The organism is Bradyrhizobium sp. HKCCYLS3077 (assembly GCF_051167555.1).
Taxonomy (GTDB): domain Bacteria; phylum Pseudomonadota; class Alphaproteobacteria; order Rhizobiales; family Xanthobacteraceae; genus Bradyrhizobium.
On the sequence record NZ_JBNPTH010000001.1, the window covers coordinates 1,153,876 to 1,173,852 of the forward strand.

General features: G+C 68.0%; 19 protein-coding genes. 10 read left to right on the plus strand and 9 right to left on the minus strand.

Features of this window, described 5'->3' with window-relative positions; translation table 11 throughout:
- Positions 1–69: 69 nt before the first annotated feature.
- Positions 70–711, plus strand: coding sequence for a WG repeat-containing protein (locus ACQR0Z_RS05110; RefSeq protein WP_434917866.1), 642 nt, complete (start codon positions 70–72; stop codon positions 709–711).
- Positions 712–965: 254 nt separating this feature from the next.
- Here ACQR0Z_RS05110 and prfH read toward each other — a convergent pair whose 3' ends face one another.
- From prfH to ACQR0Z_RS05125, 3 genes are all read right to left on the minus strand, one after another.
- The gene (gene prfH / locus ACQR0Z_RS05115; protein WP_434917867.1) at positions 966–1,589 is read right to left on the minus strand and encodes a peptide chain release factor H; all 624 of its coding nucleotides are present in this window, start codon (positions 1,587–1,589) and stop codon (positions 966–968) included.
- On the minus strand, positions 1,586–2,725 hold the full coding sequence (locus tag ACQR0Z_RS05120; RefSeq protein WP_434917868.1) for an RNA ligase RtcB family protein: 1,140 nt from the start codon (positions 2,723–2,725) through the stop codon (positions 1,586–1,588). Before ACQR0Z_RS05120 ends, prfH begins: the two co-directional genes overlap by 4 nt.
- Positions 2,726–3,083: 358 nt before the next feature.
- Positions 3,084–3,536, minus strand: a complete 453-nt coding sequence (locus ACQR0Z_RS05125) for a hypothetical protein (protein WP_434917869.1) — start codon at positions 3,534–3,536, stop codon at positions 3,084–3,086.
- A 334-nt stretch (positions 3,537–3,870) separates the two neighbouring features.
- On the opposite strand from ACQR0Z_RS05125, the gene ACQR0Z_RS05130 reads away from it, so the two are divergent.
- Both ACQR0Z_RS05130 and ACQR0Z_RS05135 read left to right on the plus strand, forming a co-directional pair.
- A complete protein-coding gene (locus tag ACQR0Z_RS05130; protein ID WP_434917870.1) occupies positions 3,871–5,112 on the plus strand; it encodes an APC family permease in 1,242 nt (413 codons plus the stop codon).
- A 28-nt stretch (positions 5,113–5,140) separates the two neighbouring features.
- Positions 5,141–6,415 (plus strand): MgtC/SapB family protein, encoded by a 1,275-nt coding sequence (locus tag ACQR0Z_RS05135; protein ID WP_434917871.1) that lies wholly within the window; start codon positions 5,141–5,143, stop codon positions 6,413–6,415.
- An 8-nt stretch (positions 6,416–6,423) separates the two neighbouring features.
- Here the strand turns inward: ACQR0Z_RS05135 and ACQR0Z_RS05140 are convergent, their stop codons facing one another.
- The 5 genes from ACQR0Z_RS05140 to ACQR0Z_RS05160 all read right to left on the minus strand — a co-directional run bounded on the left by ACQR0Z_RS05140 (position 6,424) and on the right by ACQR0Z_RS05160 (position 12,914).
- Complete coding sequence (locus tag ACQR0Z_RS05140) at positions 6,424–8,382, minus strand: putative bifunctional diguanylate cyclase/phosphodiesterase (protein ID WP_434917872.1); 1,959 nt, start codon at positions 8,380–8,382, stop codon at positions 6,424–6,426.
- A 248-nt stretch (positions 8,383–8,630) separates the two neighbouring features.
- Complete coding sequence (locus tag ACQR0Z_RS05145) at positions 8,631–9,188, minus strand: HNH endonuclease (RefSeq protein WP_009025578.1); 558 nt, start codon at positions 9,186–9,188, stop codon at positions 8,631–8,633.
- A 219-nt stretch (positions 9,189–9,407) separates the two neighbouring features.
- Positions 9,408–10,382, minus strand: coding sequence for a peptidyl-alpha-hydroxyglycine alpha-amidating lyase family protein (locus tag ACQR0Z_RS05150; protein WP_434917873.1), 975 nt, complete (start codon positions 10,380–10,382; stop codon positions 9,408–9,410).
- 30 nt (positions 10,383–10,412) lie between these two features.
- A complete protein-coding gene (locus ACQR0Z_RS05155) occupies positions 10,413–12,185 on the minus strand; it encodes a flavin-containing monooxygenase (protein WP_434917874.1) in 1,773 nt (590 codons plus the stop codon).
- Positions 12,186–12,269: 84 nt separating this feature from the next.
- Positions 12,270–12,914: a DNA-3-methyladenine glycosylase family protein gene (locus ACQR0Z_RS05160; protein WP_434917875.1), complete on the minus strand. Its 645-nt coding sequence runs from the start codon at positions 12,912–12,914 to the stop codon at positions 12,270–12,272.
- A 90-nt stretch (positions 12,915–13,004) separates the two neighbouring features.
- On the opposite strand from ACQR0Z_RS05160, the gene ACQR0Z_RS05165 reads away from it, so the two are divergent.
- From ACQR0Z_RS05165 to ACQR0Z_RS05175, 3 genes are all read left to right on the plus strand, one after another.
- Positions 13,005–13,871 carry a nucleotidyltransferase domain-containing protein gene (locus ACQR0Z_RS05165; RefSeq protein WP_434859834.1) on the plus strand — a complete coding sequence of 289 codons (867 nt, stop codon included), beginning with the start codon at positions 13,005–13,007 and terminating at the stop codon, positions 13,869–13,871.
- Positions 13,871–14,740, plus strand: coding sequence for a tRNA glutamyl-Q(34) synthetase GluQRS (gene gluQRS / locus ACQR0Z_RS05170; protein WP_434918028.1), 870 nt, complete (start codon positions 13,871–13,873; stop codon positions 14,738–14,740). The genes ACQR0Z_RS05165 and gluQRS overlap by 1 nt, the downstream gene beginning before the upstream one ends.
- A 469-nt stretch (positions 14,741–15,209) precedes the next feature.
- A complete protein-coding gene (locus tag ACQR0Z_RS05175) occupies positions 15,210–16,385 on the plus strand; it encodes an ATP-binding protein (protein WP_434859835.1) in 1,176 nt (391 codons plus the stop codon).
- On the opposite strand, the gene ACQR0Z_RS05180 is transcribed toward ACQR0Z_RS05175, so the two are convergent.
- Positions 16,312–17,205 carry a YihY/virulence factor BrkB family protein gene (locus tag ACQR0Z_RS05180; protein ID WP_434859836.1) on the minus strand — a complete coding sequence of 298 codons (894 nt, stop codon included), beginning with the start codon at positions 17,203–17,205 and terminating at the stop codon, positions 16,312–16,314. The two genes, ACQR0Z_RS05175 and ACQR0Z_RS05180, sit on opposite strands and share 74 nt — an antisense overlap.
- Before the next feature lie 130 nt (positions 17,206–17,335).
- Here ACQR0Z_RS05180 and ACQR0Z_RS05185 point away from each other — a divergent pair, with 130 nt between their 5' ends.
- The 4 genes from ACQR0Z_RS05185 to ACQR0Z_RS05200 all read left to right on the plus strand — a co-directional run bounded on the left by ACQR0Z_RS05185 (position 17,336) and on the right by ACQR0Z_RS05200 (position 19,963).
- Positions 17,336–17,530: a twin transmembrane helix small protein gene (locus tag ACQR0Z_RS05185; RefSeq protein ID WP_434859895.1), complete on the plus strand. Its 195-nt coding sequence runs from the start codon at positions 17,336–17,338 to the stop codon at positions 17,528–17,530.
- A gap of 57 nt (positions 17,531–17,587) precedes the next feature.
- Entirely contained in the window at positions 17,588–18,160 is a 573-nt protein-coding gene (locus ACQR0Z_RS05190; RefSeq protein WP_434917876.1) for a cob(I)yrinic acid a,c-diamide adenosyltransferase, read from the plus strand.
- A 118-nt stretch (positions 18,161–18,278) separates the two neighbouring features.
- Positions 18,279–19,028 (plus strand): electron transfer flavoprotein subunit beta/FixA family protein, encoded by a 750-nt coding sequence (locus ACQR0Z_RS05195; RefSeq protein ID WP_008964844.1) that lies wholly within the window; start codon positions 18,279–18,281, stop codon positions 19,026–19,028.
- Positions 19,028–19,963, plus strand: coding sequence for an electron transfer flavoprotein subunit alpha/FixB family protein (locus ACQR0Z_RS05200; protein ID WP_434917877.1), 936 nt, complete (start codon positions 19,028–19,030; stop codon positions 19,961–19,963). The genes ACQR0Z_RS05195 and ACQR0Z_RS05200 overlap by 1 nt, the downstream gene beginning before the upstream one ends.
- The last annotated feature ends 14 nt before the right edge of the window (positions 19,964–19,977 follow it).

A 19,977-nucleotide genomic window follows, 5' to 3' on the forward strand; every position in this document is an offset into this window, starting at 1 on the left:
CCGCTTAGCCGTTTCGCAGCGCAATGTCATGTGCGAATGTAAGGCATGGTGGGCATGAGAATTCCTCACATGGCGCATGGCTCCTCGGTCGCGCAACGCAATCGGTCATCGGTGACCAGGGCAGTGGCTGCCCTGCTGTCATTTGCAGCCTGTTTCGGGGGAAGCCTGATGACGGCAGTGGCAGTTGCCGCCGACCGTGGTCAAATGGCGCCGTATGATTGTTGGCAGTCCGAGACGACCGTCAAGGGCTGTGCGGTGCCGGCCGAGAACGGGCAGCTCCGTCTCACGCCTTCATTCCGAGCGAGCCTGCGATTTGGTCCGGACGGATTGGCGCCGGTCCTTGTGCTCGGAAGGACGAAGGGCGAAACAGTCCGTTGGCTTTACGTCCGTCGCGATGGCGCGATGGCGGCGGTGATGGCCTACGACAATGGCGCCGAAGAGTTCACCAATGGCCGCGCCCGTTCGCCGGTGGGAGCGAAGATCGGATACATCGATCCGTCGTTGCGGCTCGTGATCCCGGCAATCTACGACGGCGCCTATCCGTTCGAAAACGGAGTCGCGGTGGTCTGCCTCGGCTGCTCGCTCGTATCGAAAGGTGAGCATAGCTGGTTCGAGGGCGGAACCTGGGGATGCATCAATCCGGATGGGAGAACGGTTGCTCCATTCAGGGTCGGTGAGCAGAAGGTTTTTTCCGAGATCTGCCGGCCGTGATGGCTGTTGTGACAAGCGATGCTCGCAGTTAGTCACTCCGTCATGCCCGGGCCTGTCCCGGGCATCCACGTGGTTCTCAGGATGCCGAACGACGTGGATGGCCGGGACAAGCCCGGCCATGACGACGTTGAGACACGCGGGCGCCAAAAGTCGGGGCGTGACATGCGACCGACCAACCCGCTCGCGAGCGGGTTGGTTTTCGCGGGGCGCGGGTCTAGCGGCGAGGAAAGTTTCATTCCCCCGCCGCACCTCGCTCACCCCGCCGGCCTGAACGCCGGGCCCTCGAAGCGCAGGCCGGGGGCGCCGCGTTCGACGCCATCATGCGCGGCCTGCACCAGGCGGGCCTCACCCGCCTCGGCGACGCGCGCGCGGCCGTCGAGCAGCGCGGCGAGGCGCGCGAGCGCCAGCGCCTTGTTGCGGTGCTGGGAGCGGCCGTCGCGGGCGATGGCGGCGAGGCCGCTCGGCAAATGGACGGCGCGCACCGCGCTCTCGGTCGTGTTCTGGTGCTGGCCGCCGGGACCGCCGGCGCGGAAGCTCTCGAACCTGACGTCGCCGGTCGCCAGCGCCGGGATCTGCGCGGGCAGCGGCAGGTCGACGACGCCGACGAACCAGTTCTTGCGCCCGTGATGCGGTCGCAGCGGACTGCGGCACACCCAGAGCAGCGAGCCCCGCGTCCAGCGTTGCGCGAGCGCGTCGGCGCTCGGCCCGTCCAGCACGGCGATCGCGCTGGCCGGTCCGTGTCGATCCGTGTCGCCTGGCGCGATCGCGCAGTCGCAATCCGCCGCCTCGGCTTCGGTCGACAGCCGCGCGAGCGCATGGGCGACCGCGATCCGGCATTCCGCCGGACCGCGTCCCGATGTGAGGAGCAGCCGTCTCATCGGCGGTCCTCCTTCGGCCGCCGCTCGGTGGCGATCTTCTTCACCGTCACCAGCGGCCGGAAGGAGGCGACGACGCGCGCGAGTCCGAACGCTTCGAGATCGGCGATCACGCCGGCGATCGGCTTGTAGGCCTCCGGCGCCTCCTCGGCGAGCAGCGCGCGATCCTCGCAGATCACGTGGCCGCCGAACGGATTGCGCGCCAGCCGCTCGCGATCCGATCGGGTGGCGCCGACCCGGCCGATCATCGACGAGCGGTCGAACTTGCGCCCGGCGCCATGCGCGATCGACCACAGCGCTTCCCGAGGCGCCGTCGCGAGCGGCGCGACCAGGTAGGACAGCGCGCCGCGCGAGCCCGGCACGACGACGAGCCCCTGGTCGGATGGCGCCGCCCCCTTCCGGTGCAGCACGCCCTCGCGGCGATGGACCACGCAATTGTGCGAGCATTCGCAGACGGTATCGGCCTCGCAGCGCAACGCCGAGGCCGCACGCCGCGCAATGAGGCCGCGGTTGAGCCGGGCCCAGCGCAACGCATGGTGATGCGCCGCGAGATAGGCCTGGCCGTCCGCGCTGTCAGGCGCGAGCGGCTTCAAGCCATCAGTGACGTGCCGTTCGAGCAGCGCATGGCCAAGGCCGCGCGAGCCCGAATGCACCAGCAGAAAGGCGCGATCGCGATCGATGCCGCAGGTCGCATCGAACACCTGCTCGACCGCCTGCAACTCGCAGAAGTGATTGCCGCCGCCGATCGTACCGAGCGAGGCATCGAAGTCGGACGGCGCCAGCTCATGGCTTGCGAGCTCGCTTTCGATGTCGCCGTCATGGGGCTTGGCGATGTCGCGCAGCCGGTCGGCCGCCTTGTCGACGCGAATGCGGCGCGAGGCGAGATCGAGTGCGAACAAGGCCATGCCGCAGCCCGCGTCGGAGCCGACGAAGGCCGGGTGGATATGGTCGGCGAGGATGGCGCAGCCGACCGGACCGAACTTGCCGGGATGCAGGTCCGGCAGGCCGGCGACCGCGCGCACGCCAGGGATGTCAGCCACCGTTTCGAGCTGGCGCACGGCGGCGCCCTCGATCCAGGAGCTGGACGAGTAAAAGCCGTGGACCGGCGCACGGCCGTCCACGCGATGGGAATTGCCCATGTGGGTACCTTGGAGAGATCAGGAGATATGGCAGGGGACTAACAGCGCGCGCGAACGCACGCGTGCCTGGCCACACCTCGCCTCACGCGAGGATCAGGCCCGGCGGCTCCTGGCGGAGCAACGGATGATCGCAGTCATCGCTCTCTCCTCGTTCGGCGGAGCTGAATGCTCGACGCCGGCGGCGTACTAATCACATCACGATCGCATTGGCAATGTGCGGAATTCAATCGCTATCGCGCTGTGACGCCCAGGACACGGATGCCTCATTTGATCCGGGTCGCTCGCAATGACGTGGTGAAGTCGCGCGGCGACAACGGCGCATCTGCCCGCGGCCGGCAAGGCCACGCGCATCCCGCAATCAGAACAGCGAAAGGAAATCGCCGACGAAGTAGATGATCGCCATCACGATCAGAACGCCCATCAGCACGAAGGAGAGCTGCACGGCGATCGCGCAGCCGCCCAACGTCGTCGCCATCGCCGCGATGTGACGCTCCTCGCGACGGAGCTGGCCGATCACGCCGAGGATGATCGCGAGCAGGCCGAACGACACCGCGGCCAAGGGCAGTTGCTGGTGCAGCCGGTCGGTCCACGATCTCTCGCGCGCCGGCGCCTGGTCGTCGACGCCCTTGATGTGCGCCACCAGCCGGTCCTTGACGCGGTGTCCGACGTCGACGATGACCTTGTCGATGGGCGGCGGCGGATCGATCATCGGCAGCACCCAGTGCGGCAGGATCGCTGCAACGAGAGCGAGCAGCCCCACCAGGCTGCCGATCGAGCCGAGGCGGCGTGAACGCGCGATCGTCTCCGTCATTGCCGTCCGTCTCCCAGGCCGCCATATGCGCAACCCGGCGACGCCGTCGCGACGGGAGCCACACCTGCTGGACCAAATGCCGGATCATCTGTCGGCCGTCGGCGAGATGTGGTTCAAATCGCCTCGCCCAAGGGGGGCGATCGATCAGCACAGCTCGGGCGCTGTGTGCCGCGAGAGCGCAAAGGCATCTGGATCGGCGCTTCGCGATGAAGCGCTGGGCGGCCGAATGCCGCAGCCGCCGGGAGTGGGGCGCATACTCCGATTGACCGGGATCAAGAGCGCTCGCGTTCGGTCATCTAAGCCCCTACAACCTCTGTTGCCGTCGTGACGAAGAATGGACCTCGTGGTGCCGCAAACTGAAATCGTGCCTACGCCCGGCTTGCGGCGGCGGCTCGGGCTTGCCTTGCTCGTCCTCTACGGCACCGGCGTGACCGTCGGGGCCGGGATCTACGTCCTGATCGGCGCGGTCGCGGGGCATGCCGGCAGCTATTCGTCCTGGGCGTTCGCGCTGGCGGCGTTCGTGATGGCGTTCACCGCCGCCTCCTACGCCGAGCTCGCGACGCGCTATCCCGTCAGTGCCGGCGAGGCCGCCTATGTGAGGGCGGCGTTCAAGTCACGGCTGCTGTCCACTGCGACAGGCTCGCTGCGGCTCGCCACCGGCATCATCGCCGCCGCCGCGGTGACGCTGGGCGGCGCCGGCTACATCCGGCAGCTCATTGATCTGCCGACGCCGGTGATCGCAATGGCGATCGTGATCGTGCTCGGCGTGGTCGCGTCCTGGGGCATCCTGGAATCGGTGATGCTGGCCGGCCTGCTGACCTTGATCGAGACCGGCGGACTGGTGTGGATCGTCGTCTCGGCCGTCTCGTCCGGCGTCGCGTTCGCTCCGAATTTGCTAACGCCGCCGCCGCTCGAGCTCGGCGTTCTCTCCGGCATCACCTTTGCGGGCCTGCTCGCGTTCTTCGCCTTCGTCGGCTTCGAGGACCTCGCCAATGTCGTCGAGGAAGCCAAGGACCCGCAGCGGAACATTCCACGCGCGATGGCGCTCACCTTGCTGATCACCTCGGTGCTCTATGTCCTGATCGCGGCGATTGCGGTCAGCGCCGTCCCGCCAAGCGTGCTGGCGGCCTCGCCGGCGCCGCTCAGCCTGGTGTTCAATGCGGTGGCGGGCATCAGTCCTGCGACCTTCACGGCGATCGCGATCGTGTCGACGCTCAACACGGTGCTCGCGCAAATGACGATGACGGCCCGCGTCGTCTACGGCATGGCGGAGCAGGGCGACCTGCCGCGCATCGCCGGCTGCGTCGATCCGCGCACCGGCACGCCGCTGATCGCGACCGGCCTCGTGGTGCTGGCCGTGATCCTGCTCGCTCTGGCCTTTCCGCTCGAGCGTCTGGCGGAAGGGACCTCGCTCGCGACGCTGACGATCTTCGCCATCGTCAATCTGTGCCTGCTGCGGATTCGCGTCATGCACCTCGGCTCCGATCGCGCCCTCGTGCGCGTGCCGCTCTGGGTCCCCGTGCTCGGCCTCGTTACCTGCCTGCTGATGATCATCAGCGCCTTCGTGGCGCCGTGAGCGGGAAGGGCCCTTCAGGACCATGCCGATGCCGGAGCTCATGAGCGTCCATCCCGAGATCGTCGCGATCGGCGTCGCGCTCGGCATCGGACTGCTGATCGGGCTCGAGCGCGAGCGCCGCAAGGGCGAGGGACCGGGGCGTTCGGCGGCGGGCCTGCGTACCTTCGCCGCGGCCTCGCTTGCGGGGGCGATCGGCATGCTGACCGGCGGCAAGCTGCTGCTGGCAGTCGTCGCGGCCGGCATCATGGTTCTGACCGCGATCGCCTATCTGCGCGCGCGCAGCGACGATCCCGGACTGACGTCGGAGACGGCGCTGATCCTCACCGTGCTGCTCGGCGGCCTCGCCGTGGAGCGTCCGGCCCTGGCCGCGGGTGTCGCCGTCGTGCTGGCCGTGCTGCTCGCGGCGCGGCCGGCGCTTCACGGCTTCGTCCGCTCGGTGCTCAGCGAGAGCGAGCTCAAGGACGGGCTGATCTTCGCGGCGGCGACGTTCGTCGTGCTGCCGCTGCTGCCCGATCAGCCGATCGGTCCTTTTGGTGCACTGAACCTGCGCGGCGTCTGGATGCTCGTCGTGCTGATGATGGCGATTGGCGCGGCCGGGCATGTCGCGATGCGGCTGCTCGGCGCGCGCGGCGGGCTGGCGGTCTCCGGCTTCGCCTCGGGCTTCGTCTCCAGCACGGCCACGATCGGCGCGATGGGCGCGCGCGCACGCAAGGCGCCGGAGCTGAGCGGGGCCGCAGCCGCCGGCGCGACGCTGTCCACCGTCGCCACGATCGTTCAGCTCGCGGCGGTGCTGGCGGCAACCAGCCTGCCGGCGCTGCATGCGCTGCTCGTTCCGCTGCTATGCGCCGGCGCCGCCGCCGTGATCTACGGCGCGATCTTCACGATCTCCGGATTGCGATCGAGCGGTGCGGCGGACCTGCCTCCCGGACATGCCTTCAGCCTGCCGGGCGCCCTGTTGCTGGCGCTGACGATCTCGGCGGTGCTGGTGCTGTCAGCGGGCCTTCGCGAGGCGTTCGGCGAGACCGGCCTGGTGGTAAGCGCTGGGGTCGCCGGTCTCGTCGATACGCACGCGCCCGCGGTGGCCGCGGCCACGCTCGTGGCGTCCGGCAAGATCGGCGCAGCTGATGCAGTGGTTCCGATCCTGGCAGCGCTGTCGGCCAACACGATCAGCAAGATCGTGGTGGCCTGGACCAGCGGCGGCTCGTCCTTTGCGCTGCGGCTGATCCCCGGCCTGATCCTCGTCATCGCCGCTGCATGGGCCGGCGCCTTGATGCCGAGCCTTGCTCATGTGCTGCAGCCATGACGGCGCACTCACGCGCTGCGCGGCAGCGGCTCGATCGCGGCGGTCGCGCTGCGGTGCCGGACCAGCCAGGCGATGGCATCGTCCTCCTTCATCGGCTTGCCGTACAGCCAGCCCTGGCCGTAGGAGCAGCCGAGCATGCGCAGGCACTGCGCGTCCTCCTCGCGCTCGACGCCCTCGGCGATGATGCGGTGGCCGAGCGGCAACGCCACCGCGGTGATCGCGGCGACGAGCTGCTGGTCGCGGCGATTGCCGGCGATGCCGTCGATGAAGGAGCGGTCGATCTTGACGGTGTCGATCTCGACCGCCATCAGGTTGGCGATCGAGGAATGGCCGACGCCGAAATCGTCGATGGCGAGCGCAAAGCCGTGCTGGTCGATCAGCTTGAGCTCGTCGGCGCAGCGCTTGGGATCGAACATCGCCTCCTCGGTGACCTCGATCTCGATCCGCTTGGGATCGACGCCGTAGCGTTCGGTGACCAGCTTGAGCGTCTGCGCCGGAGAATGGATCGGAAACTCGCGCGGCGAGACGTTGACCGACACCTTGATGCCGTGCGCCTTCTTGCGGTCAAGCGCGCGCAGGAACGCGCAGGCGCGCTCGCCGACGAACTCCGTGAGCTGTCCGGACAGGCGCAACCGGATCGCGGCCGAGACGATGTCCGGCGGCGGGATCATCCCGGCGCAAGGATGCTTCCAGCGCAGCAGCGCCTCGAAGCCGATGACCTCGCGGCTGGCCATCGCGACCTGCGGCTGGAATTCGACATGCAGCTCGCGCCGCGCCAGCGCGGTCGCCAGCTCGACATCGAGCCGCCGCTGCATGGTCAGCGCCGATTGCATGTTGTCGTCGAAGACGCGCATGCAGGCGCGGCCGTCATCCTTGGCGCGGTACAGCGCGGCGTCGGCGCGCGCGGAGAGCTCCTCGATGTCGATGGCGCCGCTGGGATGCGCGGCGATGCCGATCGAGCAGCTGACGCTCAGGGGCTGGCCTGCGATCAGGACCGGGCGCAGCAGCGCCGCGATCAGCCGCTCGCCAAGCGCGATCGCGCGGCTGCCGGCCTCTGCTCCCTGCAGCACCACGATGAATTCGTCGCCGCCCAGCCGCACCGGCAGATCGTCGTCGCTGCAGGCCGACCGCAGCAGCGCCGCGACGGTCTGCAGCACGCGGTCGCCGGCGTCGTGACCGCGGGTGTCGTTGATGGTCTTGAAGTTGTCGACGTCGAACAGCAGGAACGCCACGCCCCGGCCCGCCGCGCAGGCGTGGCCTGCGACGCTGCGGAAATGGCTGCGGTTGGCGAGGCCGGTCAGCGAGTCCGTCCGCACCAGCCGCTCGAGCGTCTGGTTGGCGACGGCGACGGACTCTGCGAGCTCCGTCGCCGCGATGGTCGTACGCTGGCCGGCGATGAAGTTGCGCTCGCCGAGCCGGGCGGCGCGAAACAGCATCACCGTCAGGAAGGCGATGTCGGCGGCGACGATGGAGCCGACATCGCCGCCGGACAGCAGCATCCGCAGGATCGTGGCCGCCATCAGCGGGGCGCCGAACGCGATGGCCATCGGCGAATAGGCGAGGCTCTGGATGATCGCGCCGGTGGTGGCGCCGGCCATGATGAAGACGATGTCGTTGACGTTGTGGGCCTGGGTGAAGACCGGCAGGCCGAGCGGGACGACCGACCACAGCGATCCGCTGGCCAGCGCCATGACCGTCAGCGCGCGCAGCACGCGCGCCGGATCGCGCTCGATCTGTCCCGACGATTTCAACCGCGAGACCCACGCGGCGCGCAGCACGGCGAAGACGGTCGCGGCAGCCAGCCACCACAGGATCGGCGTGCTGCCCTCCCGCAGATAGATCAGCAGCGCCAGCGAAATCGCGATGGCGACGTTGGCGAACAGCGTCAGCGCGACGTTCTGCAGCGAGCTCGCTGCCTGGGCCTTCGCCAGCGCCGCCGCCTGGGGGTCGGTGGAAGCGGTCTGCATGCGAAGCGGATGGCCCTGCGGATGGATGACATGGGGACGAGCCAGCCCTGTCGGCGGCCCAGGCGGCGGCGCACGAGCATGCTGAACGGGGACCTAAGGCCGGGTTAATCGGACGGATAATACTGCTTACGGTTGACCGCCCGAGCACCGCAACGAAGACGGCGGGACGCTCGCCGGCGGCCGGCGCAACCGGTCGGCATGGCGGCCGAGGCGCCATCCGACTGCAACGACCAGGACGATGCAGCCCGCTACGGATCGAGCTCGGTGTCCCAATAGAGATAGTCGAGCCAGCTGTCGTGCAAATAGTTCGGCGGGAACAGCCGGCCGTTGCGATGGAGCTGGTGGACGGTCGGCGCGTAGGGCGCCTGCTTGGGGAACATCTTGGCCTGCTGCGGCGTCAGATTGCCCTTCTTCAGATTGCAGGGCGAGCAGGCGGCGACGACGTTTTCCCAGGTGGTCTGGCCACCCTTGCTGCGGGGGATGACGTGGTCGAAGGTCAGGTCGTCGCCGGAGTGGCAGTACTGGCAGGCGAAGCGGTCGCGGAGGAAGACGTTGAAGCGGGTGAAGGCCGGATGGGTCGTCGGCTTCACGAAGGATTTCAGCGAGACCACACTAGGCAGCTGGATCTCGAACGATGGACTTCGGATCGCTCTGTCGTAGTACTCGACAATATTGACGCGATCGAGGAACACCGCCTTGATCGCGTCTTGCCACGACCAGAGAGACAGCGGGTAGTAACTCAGCGGCCGGAAGTCCGCGTTCAGCACCAACACCGGCCAACCGCCTTGCGAGACATGTGCGTTCAAGTAACGCTCCTGCCCTCCATAACGGCTGCGAAGCAGCATGCCCCGACATACTACATGCAGCGTGACGGGATTGTGAAGCCCCAAGAATGGCTTGACATGGCTTCTCCCCGCCTTCGCGCATCGGGTCAAAGGGCGTCGGAAGCGTGGCGGTGTCGCGTTCTGCCGCAGTGCAACTCACTTGCAGAAGGGGACCGGTCCGAGGGGCCTATTGGGCCGGTCTCAGGCCGGCACACGCTCCAGCTTCTGCAGGCAGCGGTGGGTTCTGACCTCGTCAGGCATCGGCCGGTCCGGGAAGCTCGTGCTCCAGTTGGTGACGCCGACCTCGCCGACATAGATGTCGCCGCGGCTGTCGATGGCGAGGCCATGCGGCGCCAGAAAACGCCCTGCTTCCAGGCCAGGACCGTGTTCGCCGCCGAGCCGCGCCAGCCGCCGGCCGCCGGAATCCGTGATGGTGAGGCGCGGTCCGAGATTGGGAACGTTGAGATTGACCGGCAGGCCCGGGCCGAGCTCGCCGATGATGAAGGTCTTGCGCTTGTCGCCGCAGGCGCACAGCGCGCAGGGCCGGTGCAGGTTGTTCCACTGCGTCTCGTAGCGGCCGTCGCCATCGAAGATCTGGATGCGGTGGTTCTCACGGTCGGCGACGTACACGAAGCCGTCGGCATCGGTCGCGATGTTGTGAACGATGTTGAACTGGCCGGGGTCCGAGCCCGGCTCGCCCCAGCTTCTGATCAGCTTGCCGTCCGGCGTGTATTTGTGGACCCGCGCATTGCCATAGCCGTCCGACACGTAGATCTCGCCGGACGGCGACAGCGCGGTGTGGGTGCAGCGGTTGAACGGCTCGCCGCTCATGAACGGGCTTGGGCGCTCCGGCAGGCCGATCGTCAGCAGCACCTTGCCGTCGGGCGTGCATTTGCGCACGGTATGGTCGCCGTCATCGGTGCAGTAGAGATTGTCGTCGGCATCGATCGACAGGCCATGGGCGCGGCTGAACAGGCCTTCGCCCCAGCTGCGCAGAAAATTGCCGTCGCGATCGAACACGATCATCGGATGGACGCCGCGGTTGAAGGCGTAGACGCGATCCTTGCTGTCGACGGCGACCGAGGCGACGTCGGTCAGCGCAAACCCCTCGGGCAGCTTCGCCCAGCCCTTGATGACGCGATAGGTGTAGTCGCCGGTGCCGAGGGTCGCGGACATGCCATGGTCTCCGTGTTCCAATCGGGCCATTCAGCCCGATACGCCGGCCGGCAGCAAGCCCTCCTCGATGGCCTTGATCTGCAGCGCGAGGTATTTGGAGTTGATGCGGCACTGCGCGAGGCTGCCGGCGATGAAGTACAGCCCGGGCTGCGGCGTGCGCGTGTACATGTTGCGCAGCTCCTGTCCGTCGCCGAAGCCCCAGATCGGCCCGATCAGGTCGGCGGTGGAGTCGCCGAACAGCCGGCGCACCAGCACCTCCTGCGGCTTGTAGCCGGTGGCGAGCACGATCAGGTCGGCCGCCAGTCTGCGTCCATCCGTCAGCTCGGCACCTTCGGGGCCAAAGCGTGCGATCGCATCGAACTGGATGAGCTGGACCGCGCCGCTGACGAGCAGGTCGGAGCAGCCGACGTTGAAGTAATAGCCGCCGCCGCGGGTGAGATATTTGAACTGCCAGCCGGTGCCGTCCTCGCCGAAATCGAGCTTGAAGCCGATCCGCGCGAGGCCGTCGAGCAGCGCGTGGTCGAGCTGCTTCGACTGTTCCGTCAGCATCTGGTGGCTGCGCCGGCCCAGCGCCAGCGGCATCGACGCCGCGATCAGGTCGTTGTCCTCGAGCGTGCCGTCATTGTAGGCGGCATAAGCGAGCTGCGCCGAAGGCTCGATGTTCGTGACCAGCGTCGGCGCCCGCTGCACCATGGTGACCTCGGCGCCGCTGGCATGAAGGTCCTGCGCGATGTCGTGGCCGGAATTGCCGGTGCCGATCACCAGCGCCCGCTTGCCCCGCCAGGCCTCGCCATCGCCATACTGGCTGGAATGCAGCACCGTGCCGGTGTAGTCGGCGAGGCCCGGCAGCCCCGGCCGGTTGGGAATGCCGCTGACGCCGGTCGCCATGACGATATGGCGCGGCCGCATCGTACGCTCGCTGCCGTCGGCGCGGCGCAGCGTCACGGTCCAGCGCTCCGCCGCCTCGTCATAGGTGCTGCCTTCGAACTCGGTCTCGGTCCAGACGTTCAGCTCCAGCGCTTCGGCATAGGCCTCGAACCAGTTGGCGAGCTTGTCCTTGGGGATGTAGACCGGCCAGCCCGGCGGAAACGGCATGTAGGGCATGTGATTGACCTGCACCTGGTTGTGCAGGGTCAGCGCGTGATAGCGCTTGCGCCAGTTGTCGCCGATCCGGGTCTCGCGATCGACCACCAGCGTGTCGATCTGCAGCATGGTCAGCCGCGCGGCGATGGCGAGCCCCGCCTGGCCGGCGCCGATCACCAGCACGGCGGGATCGCGATCGGCATAGGCGCGCGCGGCCTCGCGCTGGTCGAGCCAGTTCGGCCCGCGGAAGTCGCGCGAATAGGACTGGCCGCGCGGCCGGCGGGCGCCGATCGGTTCCTCGAAGCCTTTGAGTTCGTCCAGCGCTGTCAGCAACGTCCAGGCCTTCAGCCGCTGGCCATCGGCGGCATCCGGGATCAGCCTGGCGATGCCGAAGCCGCGGCCCTGGATGGTTTCGAACTGAAAGAACGCCTCGATGCTGTCGGCGCCGGCGCGCCTGATGTGGCGCGGGGCGGCGCGTCCCGGTGCGATGGCGAAGGCACGCGGCGCGGCCGCGCGCGCATCCGCCGGCAACTCGTGCAGGATCGCCTCGCGCCCGTTGAGCGTCTTGATGCGCCAGCTCAGCGCCAGCACGTCGCGCCAGTAGCTGTCGGCCTGGAACAGGCTTGCGAGATCGCCGGCGTCGGGCGCTGCGAGCGCCTGTGCGAACGCGGCAAGCCAGCCCTCGACAGCAGCCGTGAGGTCGTGCGTCCGGTCGAGCATGCGTATCCTCCCGGCCGTCATGTTCGTGCGGCCTCGTCGTTTGCCGCAGAGCGTAACCCGGGACCGACGCGGACGGATAGGGGTCTATCCGACGACGCCCTCGCGCTGCTTGATCACGCGGTAATAGCTCCACCACAGATGCGCCGCCGCGCCGCGCAGCGGCCGCCAGCCTTCCGCGAGTGGCATCATCTGCTTCGCGGTCGGCCGGGTGGCCAGGCCAAGCCCGACCTTCACCGCCTCCTGCACGGCGAGGTCGCCCGCCGGCCAAGCATCGCCATGGCCGAGACAGAACAGCAGATAGACGTCCGCGGTCCACGGGCCGATGCCGGGCAGGGCGGTCAGCGTCGCGTGCGCCACGTCGGCGTCCTCATTGGCGAGCACGTCGAGGTTCAGCCGCCCGGCGCCGAGCTCGCGCGCGATGTGCTTGAGTGTCTTGATCTTGGCGGCGGACAGCCCGAGCCGCCCCAGCCGGTCGGCCCGGGCGCGGCGGATCGCGTCCGCGTCGAACGGATCGAACGCCGCCTGCAGCCGGCCCCAGATCGCCGCCGCGCTGGCGGTGGACAGCTGCTGGCCGCAGACGATGTGGGCGATTCCGGCAAAGCCCGGCTCCCGTCGCCGCAACGCCGGCATGCCGGTGGCTGCGAGGATCGGCACGAGTCGCGTGTCCTGTCTGACGAGATCGCCGATCGCATCCTCCAGAACGGTCTGGCTGTCGAGATGGAGGGTCACGTCTCGGCACCCCAAGTTGCGCGATGTCTCGCCGGGTGGACGCCACGGAGAGCCGGGGCTAAGGCAGCATCAGTCAAGGTTGGAACTCTCATGAACTTGCGTCACATCCCCTCCGACATGGACCGCGACAAGGTGGCCGGGGTCGACGCCCTGCTCGATCGCGTCGTTCGCGAGCACGGCATGTTTCTGCCTCTCGCCGTCGAAAGCGGCAGCCGCGCCTGGGGTTTCGCCTCGCCCGACAGCGACTATGATTGCCGGTTCGTCTATGTGCGGCGCGCGGCGGATCATATCAAGCCATGGCCGGTCCGCGACGTCATCGAGTTTCCGCTGCAGGATGATTTCGATGCCAATGGCTGGGATCTCGCCAAGGCGCTGCGCCTGCTGCTGAAGGGCAATGCCGTCATCATCGAGTGGCTGCGCTCGCCGGTGGTGTATCGCGGCATGGCGTGGTTTCGGGACGACTTCCTCGCCTTTGCGAGACGCGCCGCGAAGCGTGACGCGATTGCGCGGCACTATCTGCATCTCGGTGAGCGGCAGCGCCGGGTGTATTTCGGCGATGGCACCAGCGTCGCACAGAAGAAGATCTTCTATGCGTTGCGGCCAGCCGCGACGCTGCGCTGGCTCCGCCTGAATCCGACCGAAGCGGTGGCGCCGATGCATTTCCCGACCTTGATGGCGGAGTGCGATCCGCCGGCCGCATTGGGCGCGGAGGTCGCGGATCTCATGCGCCGCAAGGCGTTGACTCACGAGCTGGGCAGCGCGGCGCTGCCGATGGCCGTCGCCGACTTCATCGATGCCGAGTTCGAGCTCGCGCGCTCGGCCTTCGGCGACGGTCGGGGAAGCACGGCCGAGATGATGCAGGAAGCGGAGCAATTCTACCGGACCGTGGTCGAGCGTCTGGAAGCCGAAGCTCAGGGAAGCGGAACGGAGCGATCTGTTTCGTCGATCTCGCCATGATGCCACCCGTTTTCCGATTTGCCCCCAGTCCGAACGGCTATCTCCATCTCGGCCATGCCTATTCGGCGCTGCTGAATGTCCGGCGCGCCCAGGAGAGCGGCGGCCGCTTCCTGCTGCGCATCGAGGATATCGACCCGACCCGCTGCCGGCCGGACTACGAGCAGGCGATCACCGAGGACCTTGCCTGGCTCGGCATCACCTGGGAGCTGCCGGTGCGGCGGCAGTCGGAGCATCTCGCCGAGTATGGCGCTGCGCTGGCGCGGCTGCAGGCGATGGGACTGGTGTATCCGAGCTTCGAGAGCCGCGCCGAGATCGCGCGGCTGGTGGCGCAGCGGGATGCCGATGGCGGCTGGCCGCGCGATCCCGACGGCGCGCCGCTCTATCCCGGCGCGGCGAAGGCCGTGCCTGCAGCGCGTCGTGGGGAGCTGATGAGCAGCGGCGCGCCCTATGCCTTGCGCCTCGATATGGACGCGGCGGTCGCGCGCGCTGGGCGGCTGGACTGGGACGAGGCCGGCTGCGGGCCCGACGGCGAGGCCGGGACGATCGAAGCCAGGCCGGCGGCCTGGGGCGACGTCATCCTCGCCCGCAAGGACACGCCCACCAGCTACCACCTCTCGGTGGTGGTCGACGACGCGCTGCAGGGCGTGACCGAGGTGGTGCGCGGGCAGGATCTGTTTCATGCGACCAGCGTGCACCGACTGTTGCAGGTCTTGCTCGGGCTGCCGGCGCCAGCCTACCGGCACCACCAACTGATTCGCGACGACGAGGGTCACAAGCTGTCCAAGTCCACTCTGGCGACCGGATTGCGCACATTGCGCGCCGAAGGCGTCTCGCCGGCGGAAATCCGACACAGGATCGGCTTGGTGTAGCCGCGTCTCGGCGCAAGTCCCGCTGTCTGCGCATGTTTCCGGCGGGGACAACCTCCGGGGCATCGTGACACCCGGAAACGACCGTGCCATGCTGCCCGATAGCGCGGGTTAATCGGGAGCTTCAATCGAAAGCGGCACGACCAGACATGACAAGAGAAGTGCCCCTTCGTTTTGCGGAGTTCATGTCACAGGGGCCATGATGAAGCGCGTTCGGAACACGAGTACGGGGCGTCGGGCCCGCCCGGCCAAGCCGGCTGCCAAGCGCGCCGGTACAAGTAAGGCGCCTGCTGCAAAGGCGGTCTCGAAAGCATCGCGCCAGACGGCGAAGGCTGCGGCGCCGGTCAAGGAGCGCGCGAAGGCGCGGCCGCTGAAAAAGCACGTTCCTCAGGTCACGGCGATGGCAGGGGGGCAGCGGAGCGCGGCCAAGGCCAAACATCGAAAGCCGGAGGCAGCAAAGCTCGCTCCCGCAATGGCGCCGGGCCCGGGCGTGGTCGAGGCGGCGCTCGCGGTGTTCGCCCACGAGGTCCGCACCCCTCTGACCGGAATTCTCGCGATCAGCGATCTGCTCGCCACCTCCGAGCTCGGCGAGCGCGAGCGGCGCTGGGTGGACACGATCAAGGCCGGCGCGGAGCATCTCTCGAGCCTGGCGACGCTGTTCGTCGATGCCGCCAAGGACGAGACCACCGGGGCGCTGCTGCGGGAGGATCTGTTCGATCTGCGCGTGCTGGCGCGGGCCGCGGGGGACTCGCTGGCGGGCCGGGCCGCGGCCAAGGGGCTGGAGGCCAAGGTCGAGGTCTCCGACGCCTTGCCAGGGCTCGTCGTCGGCGATCCCGTGCGCCTGCGCGCCGCGCTCGAGAACCTGATCGACAATGCGGTGAAGTTCACCGAGCAGGGCGGGGTGGCGCTGGGGATCGCGCTGGCCGGCAAGGCAGGGCGGGGCAAGGCGTCGCGGAGCCCGGCCAAGGGCAGGGTCGCCGTGGCCTTCCATATCTCGGATTCCGGCATCGGCCTGACTCTGCAGGAGATCAAGCGGCTGTTCCGGCCATTCAGCCAGGCCAATGTCTCGATCGCCTCGCGGTTCGGCGGCGCCGGGCTTGGCCTGTCCTCGGTGCGGCAGCTGGCGCGCGCCATGGGAGGCGACGTCGCGGTGGAGCCGCACGAGGGCGGCGGCACGACCTTCACGCTGACGGTGACGCTGACAGTCGCGGCGACGCCGCGGGCCACGGCGGCCGGCGGCGAGGACGGCGTCACCCTGGCGCCGACGCGGCCGCTGCGCATCCTCGGCGTCGAGGACAATCCGTTCGGCCGCGTCGTGCTCAACACCATCCTGAACGAGCTCGGCCATCAGGCCGAGTTCATCGGCCGCGGCGAGGCCGCGCCCGAACGCATCGCGTCCGGCCACTACGACGCCGTGCTGATGGACATGGTGCTGCCGGGCATCAACGGCATCGAGGCGATCGCGCAGATCCGCGCCCTCGACGCGCCGCATGGCGACATCCCGATCATCGGGGTGTCCGGGCGCGGCGAGGACGAGACGGCATCGCGCGCCGCCGGCGCGGACGCGTTCCTGCTCAAGCCCGTTTCGCCGCGGGCTCTAGCGACTGCGCTTCTTGCAGCGACACACCGCGCGGGAGCCGCGACTTGATGATCGACGCGTTCAACTCGCCGCCATACACGAAGATCGCGGCGATGAAATACAGGAACACCAGCGCGATGATCACCGAGGCGAGCCCCGCATACATCGTAACGTAGTTGTTGGCGAAACGCGCCAGATACTGGCCGAACACGATGCCCGACACCAGCGAGGCGACGAAAGTGAAGACGATGCCGGGCATGATCTGCATGAAGCTGCGGCGGCCCGCCGGCAGCCAGGCGTGCAGGATGAACAGCGCGACGATCAGCGCGCTGATGGTGATGCCGTAGCGCGTCAGGTTGACGAAGCTCTCATTGGCCTCGACCGCCAGCGGCAAGTAGCGTCGGGCGGTCGCCAGCATCAGCGGGCCGAGCACGATCAGGAACGACATCGCGAGTGCCGTCACGGCGGCGACCAGCGTGTAGCCGATCGATTCCAGCCGCAGCCAGTACCAGCGGCGCTGCTCGATCACCCCATAGGCGCGGTTCAGCGCGACCCGCAGCGCCTCGACGCCGTTCGAGGCGAAGTAGACCGCGAGCACGGCGCCGATGGTCAGCGCATCGGTCCGGGTCGTGGTCAGGACATCGTGGATCTCGCCGGTCAACGCGTCCGCCACCTGCGCCGGCCAGGTCTCGAGGATCAGGGTGGCGGCCTGGTCGGCGAGGTCCTTGGAGCCGAGGAAGCCCGCCAGCGAGGTCAGGACGATCAGGAAAGGAAACAGCGCCATCAGGGTCGAGAGCGCGATATGGCTCGCGATCGCCCAGCCGTCATCGGCGAGGAACGTGTAGAACGCATCCATGACGACGTGGAAGATGTAGCGAAGCGCCTTCACCTGTCCCTGCACTCCGCAACATTCTTGGGTTCATACCATCCAATAATACGGTCCCGAAAGCCAGCGGTTGCAGGGCCGGATGCGGCGATCCGGCATGGCGCTCCTGCGTCCGCGGTGTTATCTAGCCCAAATGGCTTCACTCCTCGGTAAATTCATCCTTCCGATCGCCGTCGGCGCGGTCGCACTGGTGCTGTTTCTCGGCCTCGTCAACATGACGCGCGGCGGCTCGCCCAACCTGTCGCAGAAGCTGATGCGCTGGCGGGTGATCCTTCAGTTCGTGGCGATCGTCATTGCCATGGCGACGATCTGGGCCATGGGACACTGAAAATGGGCGCTGAGACGGGACGCTGAGACGTCGAGACAAGGATATTGAGATTTCAGCATGGTGGTTCTGAATCGCATCTACACGCGGACCGGCGACGACGGCACGACGGCGCTCGGCAACGGCGAGCGCCGGCCGAAGTTTGATCTGCGCGTCTCCGCCTATGGAACCGTCGATGAGACCAACGCCGCGATCGGGGTGGTGCGGCTGCATCTGGCCGACGCGCTCGAGATCGATGCGATGCTCGGCCTGATCCAGAACGACCTGTTCGACCTCGGCGCGGATCTGGCGGTGCCGCAGCGCGAGGGCAAGGCGGAGCGGCTGCGCGTGGTGGCGAGCCAGGTCGATCGCCTGGAGCGCGACATCGACACGTTGAATGAGCGGCTCGCGCCGCTCACCTCGTTCGTGCTGCCCGGGGGAACTCCGGCAGCCGCGCATCTGCACGTCGCGCGCACCATTTGCCGCAGGGCGGAACGGATCATGGCGGAACTCGCTTCCCGACCGGACGAGCCGGTCAGCGAGGCTGCCATTCGTTATATGAACCGGTTGTCGGATTTCCTGTTCGTGGCCAGCCGCGCCGCAAACCGGAACGGGGCCGGCGACGTGTTGTGGGTGCCGGGGCAAAACCGTTAACCCGGCGGCGTGCGGGGTGGCGTTTTTTCGCCCCTCGCGCGTTGACCGGGGGGTAAGGGCGCTTTAGGTTCCGCGCCCGAAAGATCAACCCCGGACAATTTAGAGCGAAAGAGGATCGATGAAGGTTCTGGTGCCGGTCAAGCGGGTGGTCGACTACAACGTCAAGGTCCGCGTCAAGAGCGACGGATCGGGCGTTGAGCTCGCCAACGTCAAGATGTCGATGAATCCGTTCGACGAGATCGCCGTCGAGGAAGCGCTGCGGCTGAAGGAAGCCGGCAAGGCAACCGAGGTCGTTGTGGTCTCGATCGGGCCTGCGCAGGCCTCGGAGACCATCCGCACTGCGCTCGCGATGGGCGCGGACCGCGGCATCCTGGTCAAGGCCGAAGGCAATGTGGAACCGCTCGCGGTCGCCAAGATCCTCAAGGCCGTCGCTCAGGAAGAGCAGCCGGGACTGATTATCCTCGGCAAGCAGGCGATCGACGACGATTCGAACCAGACCGGCCAGATGCTGGCCGCGCTGCTCGGCTGGGCGCAGGCGACCTTCGCCTCCAAGCTCGAGGTCGAAGGAAGCGACTTCAAGGTCACCCGCGAGGTCGATGGCGGCCTGCAGACCGTGAAGCTCAAGGGGCCGGCGATCGTCACCACCGATCTCCGCCTCAACGAGCCGCGCTACGCGTCGCTGCCGAACATCATGAAGGCGAAGAAGAAGCCGATCGCCGAGAAGACCGCCGCCGACACCGGTGTCGATCTCACGCCGCGGCTCGAAGTGCTCAAGACCGCCGAGCCTGCGGGCCGCAAGGCCGGCGTCAAGGTGAAGGACGTCGCCGAGCTCGTTTCCAAACTCAAGACCGAGGCGGGGGTGCTCTGATGGCCACGCTGCTGATTGCCGAACACGACAATGCCGGGATCAAGGACGCGACCAACAAGGCGCTGACGGCGGCTGCCGCGCTCGGCGCCGACGTCGACGTGCTGGTCGCGGGCCAGGGCGCCAAGGGCGCGGCCGAGGCCGCCGCCAAGCTCGCCGGGGTCAAGAAGGTGCTGCTGGCCGACGATGCGGCCTACGCGCATGATCTCGCCGAGCCGCTCGCCGATCTCGTCGTCAAGCTCGCCGCGAACTACGACGCGGTCGTCGCGCCCGCGACCTCGCGCTTCAAGAACGTGATGCCGCGCATCGCTGCCCTGCTCGACGTGATGCAGGTGTCGGAGATCATCAAGGTCGTCGCGCCCGACACGTTCGAGCGGCCGATCTACGCCGGCAACGCGATCCAGACCGTGAAGTCGAAGGACGCCAAGAAGGTCATCACTGTCCGCACCTCGACCTTCGCCGCTGCGGGCGAGGGTGGCAGCGCGTCGGTGGAGAGCGTGGCGGCGGCCGGTGATCCGGCGCTGTCGAGCTTCGTCGGCGAGGAGGTCGCCAAGAGCGATCGTCCCGAGCTGACCTCGGCCAAGATCATCGTCTCCGGCGGCCGTGCGATGCAGAGCCGCGAGAACTTCGCCAAGTACATCGAGCCGCTCGCCGACAAGCTCGGCGCCGGCGTCGGCGCCTCGCGCGCCGCGGTGGACGCGGGCTACGCGCCGAACGACTGGCAGGTCGGCCAGACCGGCAAGGTGGTCGCTCCGGAACTCTACGTGGCGGTCGGCATTTCAGGCGCCATTCAGCATCTGGCCGGCATGAAGGACTCCAAGGTGATCGTCGCGATCAACAAGGATGAGGACGCGCCGATCTTCCAGGTCGCCGATTACGGCCTGGTAGCGGATCTTTACCAAGCGGTGCCGGAGCTGACGGACGCGCTCGGCAAGTAACGCGATGAACACCG

Bases quoted from the DNA above. Each gene is read 5' to 3' on its own strand.
- ACQR0Z_RS05110 (WP_434917866.1), top strand. From the start codon at position 70: ATGGCGCATGGCTCCTCGGTCGCGCAACGCAATCGGTCATCGGTGACC.
- prfH (WP_434917867.1), bottom strand. From the start codon at position 1,589: ATGAGACGGCTGCTCCTCACATCGGGACGCGGTCCGGCGGAATGCCGG.
- ACQR0Z_RS05120 (WP_434917868.1), bottom strand. From the start codon at position 2,725: ATGGGCAATTCCCATCGCGTGGACGGCCGTGCGCCGGTCCACGGCTTT.
- ACQR0Z_RS05125 (WP_434917869.1), bottom strand. From the start codon at position 3,536: ATGACGGAGACGATCGCGCGTTCACGCCGCCTCGGCTCGATCGGCAGC.
- ACQR0Z_RS05130 (WP_434917870.1), top strand. From the start codon at position 3,871: ATGGACCTCGTGGTGCCGCAAACTGAAATCGTGCCTACGCCCGGCTTG.
- ACQR0Z_RS05135 (WP_434917871.1), top strand. From the start codon at position 5,141: ATGCCGGAGCTCATGAGCGTCCATCCCGAGATCGTCGCGATCGGCGTC.
- ACQR0Z_RS05140 (WP_434917872.1), bottom strand. From the start codon at position 8,382: ATGCAGACCGCTTCCACCGACCCCCAGGCGGCGGCGCTGGCGAAGGCC.
- ACQR0Z_RS05150 (WP_434917873.1), bottom strand. From the start codon at position 10,382: ATGTCCGCGACCCTCGGCACCGGCGACTACACCTATCGCGTCATCAAG.
- ACQR0Z_RS05155 (WP_434917874.1), bottom strand. From the start codon at position 12,185: ATGCTCGACCGGACGCACGACCTCACGGCTGCTGTCGAGGGCTGGCTT.
- ACQR0Z_RS05165 (WP_434859834.1), top strand. From the start codon at position 13,005: ATGAACTTGCGTCACATCCCCTCCGACATGGACCGCGACAAGGTGGCC.
- gluQRS (WP_434918028.1), top strand. From the start codon at position 13,871: ATGCCACCCGTTTTCCGATTTGCCCCCAGTCCGAACGGCTATCTCCAT.
- ACQR0Z_RS05175 (WP_434859835.1), top strand. From the start codon at position 15,210: ATGGCGCCGGGCCCGGGCGTGGTCGAGGCGGCGCTCGCGGTGTTCGCC.
- ACQR0Z_RS05185 (WP_434859895.1), top strand. From the start codon at position 17,336: ATGGCTTCACTCCTCGGTAAATTCATCCTTCCGATCGCCGTCGGCGCG.
- ACQR0Z_RS05190 (WP_434917876.1), top strand. From the start codon at position 17,588: ATGGTGGTTCTGAATCGCATCTACACGCGGACCGGCGACGACGGCACG.
- ACQR0Z_RS05195 (WP_008964844.1), top strand. From the start codon at position 18,279: ATGAAGGTTCTGGTGCCGGTCAAGCGGGTGGTCGACTACAACGTCAAG.
- ACQR0Z_RS05200 (WP_434917877.1), top strand. From the start codon at position 19,028: ATGGCCACGCTGCTGATTGCCGAACACGACAATGCCGGGATCAAGGAC.